Origin of the sequence: Desulfovibrio sp. 1214_IL3152 (assembly GCF_036763055.1) — a bacterium.
GTDB lineage: Bacteria > Desulfobacterota > Desulfovibrionia > Desulfovibrionales > Desulfovibrionaceae > Desulfovibrio.
In genome coordinates this window covers 1-4,076 of record NZ_JBAIYW010000287.1, presented here as the reverse complement: position 1 = coordinate 4,076, position 4,076 = coordinate 1, and the positions used below count along the sequence as shown (strand labels likewise).

Annotated in this window: 4 protein-coding genes and 1 pseudogene; 3 read left to right on the top strand and 2 right to left on the bottom strand. The window is 57.1% G+C overall.

From position 1 onward, the window contains the following. Positions 1 to 180 precede the first annotated feature (180 nt). Together V6C07_RS06110 and V6C07_RS06105 are read right to left on the bottom strand one after the other, a co-directional pair. Positions 181 to 627 (bottom strand): hypothetical protein, encoded by a 447-nt coding sequence (locus V6C07_RS06110; RefSeq protein WP_333535471.1) that lies wholly within the window; start codon positions 625 to 627, stop codon positions 181 to 183. Next, the gene (locus V6C07_RS06105) at positions 624 to 1,196 is read right to left on the bottom strand and encodes a cytochrome c3 family protein (protein ID WP_333535470.1); all 573 of its coding nucleotides are present in this window, start codon (positions 1,194 to 1,196) and stop codon (positions 624 to 626) included. Before V6C07_RS06105 ends, V6C07_RS06110 begins: the two co-directional genes overlap by 4 nt. 690 nt (positions 1,197 to 1,886) lie before the next feature. Here V6C07_RS06105 and V6C07_RS06100 point away from each other — a divergent pair. The 3 genes and pseudogenes from V6C07_RS06100 to V6C07_RS06090 form a co-directional block, all read left to right on the top strand. After that, on the top strand, positions 1,887 to 3,113 hold the full coding sequence (locus tag V6C07_RS06100) for a lipoprotein-releasing ABC transporter permease subunit (protein ID WP_333535472.1): 1,227 nt from the start codon (positions 1,887 to 1,889) through the stop codon (positions 3,111 to 3,113). A 2-nt stretch (positions 3,114 to 3,115) separates the two neighbouring features. Continuing rightward, positions 3,116 to 3,802 (top strand): ABC transporter ATP-binding protein, encoded by a 687-nt coding sequence (locus V6C07_RS06095; RefSeq protein ID WP_333535469.1) that lies wholly within the window; start codon positions 3,116 to 3,118, stop codon positions 3,800 to 3,802. Continuing rightward, a pseudogene (locus tag V6C07_RS06090) lies at positions 3,783 to 4,076 on the top strand (outer membrane protein assembly factor BamA); the annotation flags it as partial. The gene V6C07_RS06095 and the pseudogene V6C07_RS06090, both read left to right, overlap by 20 nt.

Here is a 4,076-nt window from a genome sequence, read left to right as displayed (position 1 = left end):
ATGGCAAAATATTTCAGAAAATCACGACGTGAAGTACTCATATGTTCAACCTCGCTGTTGGTCCGGCACAAGCCCATTCCCAGGTCCCGTCATGCGGGAGGCGCCTGTGCCGCCGGAAAACCCCGGCTGTTTTTTCAGGCAATGACTCCAGCCTGCGGCGCGCGACCGCCGCGCCAGGCGCTACAGGTCCGTCTTGTTGGTGGGCAGGCGGTATTCATAGGCCCGACCGTGCATGGGACTCTGATGGTAGGGATGACAGCTCACGCAGTCATCACGCTTGCCGAACTTGGCCTCCATGCGCTGTATGGACAGGGAGTGGCAGCGTGCGCACACTTCCACGCCCGGCTTGCGGGCAAAGGGAATGGCCCCCTTGCCGTCGGGCATGCCGTGACAGGTCTGACAACGCACAAGGGTGATGCCGTGTTTGCTTTCATACCATTCCTGCGCCACACGGGGGGTGCTTTTGGCATGGCAACTGTAGCAGTCGCCCTCCATCTGCGGCGCTGCAAGATGCTTGGCGGCTTCGCAGCGGTCAGTGGGAAAAGCCCAGGCCATGTAGGCGAAATAAACACCCCCCAGCACCAGCAGCGCCAGCAGGGAAAAAAGCACGATCTTGCAGGACTTCATGGCCGGATCTCCTTGATTTTCTGGGCGAACTTCTGATTTGTGGGAATACGTTCGTCAAAAACAGGCAGGTGGGCGAGGTTACGGTGGCACCCCACGCAGCCGCTGCGGGCCTGCCCGTTTTTACCTTCGTAGTTTTCGTGCGCGAGCCTGCCCATTTCAGAGACAGGTCCGTCATTTTTGGCGTTTCTGGTCAGATTCTGGTGGCAGGCCCGGCAGTTGGCGTCATCAGTAAAGCGCCGGGCTATGGGCTGCATGGCCGCACGGTCCAGATCTGCGCCGCCTTCGGTCGTGTGGACCCACAGGTCTTTCACGCCCAGCCAGGCTTTTGCCCCCAACATGCGCACCACATTGCCCGACGGAATGTGGCATTGAGAACAGCCGATGGGCTGGCCCTGGGCATCGGCCGCATGTGATGAAAAACGCATTTCTTCCTGATACACGCGCATTTCGTGGCAGGACAGGCAAAAACTGGTCCCGGAGGTGTAAGCCACCCCCGCGCCCGCCAGCGCCACGCACGCCGCCAGAATTACGCTGCCGATGATCCAGACGCGCTTTCGCGGATAAGGCATGGGTGTGAACCTCCATCAATAAAAAAGAATGCCGTTTGAAAGCACGGTCACGCTTGCCGTGCCATTGCAAAAGCTGTTACATAAAAATAAATCTTTATTTTACAAAATGTTACAGATACAAAGCAATTGTCATGCCAGTTCACATCTTTAAGAACAAGCGTGATTTTACTTACTATTTGAGAAAAACATCACAATTACCCTGAAACAGAATTCATGAAAATATGACTACTTTCATAAAAATATGACAATTTCCGACAATGACTTACTCCGCCGAACCGGGTCCGCATGCCAGCGTGCAGCCCCTATTCGTGCAACCCGCTTGTCCAAAGAGCGGTCCACCGCCCGTGCGTACAGACGTGCCTGCATCCTGAATTTTCCGCAGCGCCGCACACGCCCCTGACGCCGAAAGCGCTTCGCCCGATGAACGCCGTCCGGCGGTTGAAAATAGCTCTGGATTTCCTTGCCTCTCAAGCGTATAAGCCAATCCGGCAGACAAGGGCGGCACAGAAAAACCTGCAAACCCCGCATCGCCCGCAGGGCTTACTGACAGGCTGCAGGCGTCATGCGAGGGGGCCACGCCGTTGCTGCTGCGTCCAAATGGGGGCGTTCCGTCGCCGAAAAAACCGGCGTCAGGAGCATTTTCTAAAAAATATCTTGAATATCCTGCCAAGCTGGGCCAATATGCCGCAAATGTCGTTCGAACTCTTCGTGGCCTTGCGCTATCTGTTTTCAAGACGCAAGCAGACCTTCATCTACATCATCTCTCTCATGTCCATTCTGGGCGTGGCCCTCGGCGTTGGCGCTCTGGTCGTGGTGCTTGGCGTATACAACGGTATGACCACCGACATGCGGGACAAGATTCTTGGCGCCAATTCACATGCCATTGTCATGTCCTACCTGCCTTCGGCCTTTGAAAACGATGACGGCCTGCTGGACCGCATACGCTCCATCAAGGGCGTTACCGGAGCCACTCCCTTTGTGTATACCGAAGTGATGCTTTCGTCGGGCAACGGCGTCAAAGGCGTTGTTCTGCGGGGCATTGACCCTGAGTCCGGGCCGCAGGTGCTCTCCATGCTGCGCCAGATGCGCTCCGGGTCTGCCGCCGGCCTGCAAAAAGAAGGTGCGCCCGGCCTTATCATCGGCGAAGAACTGGCGAAACGCCTCGGCCTTGCGGTGGGCAGCCGTGTGAACCTGCTGTCGCCCTCCGGGCAGAAGACCGCATCGGGCTACGCGCCGCGCATCCGCCCTTTCGAGATAGTGGGCATATTCAAGACCGGCATGTTTGAATACGACTCGTCCCTCGCTTTCGTGCACCTTGCCGCGGCCCGCGACGTGCTCGGCCTGCCCGAAAAATATCTTTCCGGCGTGGAACTGACCGTCAACGACCTCTTCAAGGCCGACCAGATCTCCAGCCGTGTGGCGACAGAGCTTGGCTCTCCCTTTTATGTGCGCTCGTGGATGGAAATGAACGCCAACCTTTTTGCGGCCCTCAAGCTGGAAAAGATCGGCATGTTCATCCTGCTGACTATGGTGGTGCTTATCGGCTCTTTCTCCATTGTCACATCGCTTGTCATGCTGGTTATGGAAAAAACGCGCGACATCGCCATCATGATGTCCATGGGGGCCACGCGCGGCATGATACGCCGTATTTTCATGTATCAGGGCAGCATCATCGGCGTTATCGGCACGTTGCTGGGCTATGTGCTCGGCCTTACTGTGGGCTGGCTGCTCAAGCGCTACCAGTTCATCAAACTGCCTGAAAACGTCTATACTCTCGACCACCTGCCCATCAGCATCACCCTCACCGACGTGCTCATCGTGGGGGCCAGCGCCATGTTGCTGTGCTTTCTGGCAACCCTTTATCCGGCCCGCCAGGCGGCCCGCCTGGAACCGGCGGAAGCCCTGCGCTACGAGTAGCCATGTCCGCACTCTATAAATTTTCCAACGTGAATAAAGTTTTCTCCGCACCGAGCGAAAACCTTGAGATCCTCAAAGATATCAATCTTGTCGTGGAAGAAGGGGAAGCTCTTGCCATTGTAGGGGCTTCCGGTTCCGGCAAAAGCACCCTCTTGCATCTTATGGGTGCTCTTGATACTCCAAGTACGGGCGCTGTCTATTTTGACGGGCAGGACATGACCCACATGACGCCCGACCAAAAAGCGGCCTTCCGCAATAAAACCTTGGGCTTCGTTTTTCAGTTTCACCACCTTTTGCCGGAGTTTTCGGCAGTGGAAAACGTGGCAATGCCGGCCATAATCGGCGGTGAACGCCAGTCCGCCGTCATGCCCAAAGCCAGGGAAATGCTTGAACGCGTGGGTCTTGCGGCCCGGATGGACGGCAAGGTTGCCACACTTTCCGGCGGCGAAAGACAAAGGGTAGCCATCGCCCGCTCAGTGCTGATGCGCCCGCGAGTGCTGTTGGCTGACGAGCCCACCGGCAATCTGGACGAACATACCGGAGAGCAGGTGGGCGCGCTTATGAATGAACTTAACCGCGAGTTGGGCATGACTCTCGTGGTCGTGACGCATAATCGGGAACTGGCCGCAGGTATGGGCCGCATCCTGGAACTGAAAGCGGGGACTCTGTATGAAAAAAATCTTGCGTAATATCCTGTCCAACATTCTTTGCGTCACCGCTCTGGTATGCGCCGTCCAGCTTATGCCCCGCGAGGCCGGCGCGTCACAGGGTCCGCTTGTTCTGGTGCTGCCCTTTCAGGTAAATGCCGGGCCGGAAATGCCCAATGCCGCCCAGGACGTGCCGCAGATCATCACTGACCAGCTCAAGCAGAGCGGCATGCGCGTTGTGCCTATGAACACGGCGCGCCAGTTGCAACGCAGCAGCGGTGAAACCATTGACCTTGCCACAGCGCGCGCCCTGGGC

Excerpts from the sequence above, each read along its gene's own strand:
- V6C07_RS06105 (WP_333535470.1), bottom strand. The coding sequence starts at position 1,196 with ATGCCTTATCCGCGAAAGCGCGTCTGGATCATCGGCAGCGTAATTCTG.
- V6C07_RS06095 (WP_333535469.1), top strand. The coding sequence starts at position 3,116 with ATGTCCGCACTCTATAAATTTTCCAACGTGAATAAAGTTTTCTCCGCA.
- V6C07_RS06110 (WP_333535471.1), bottom strand. The coding sequence starts at position 627 with ATGAAGTCCTGCAAGATCGTGCTTTTTTCCCTGCTGGCGCTGCTGGTG.
- V6C07_RS06100 (WP_333535472.1), top strand. The coding sequence starts at position 1,887 with ATGTCGTTCGAACTCTTCGTGGCCTTGCGCTATCTGTTTTCAAGACGC.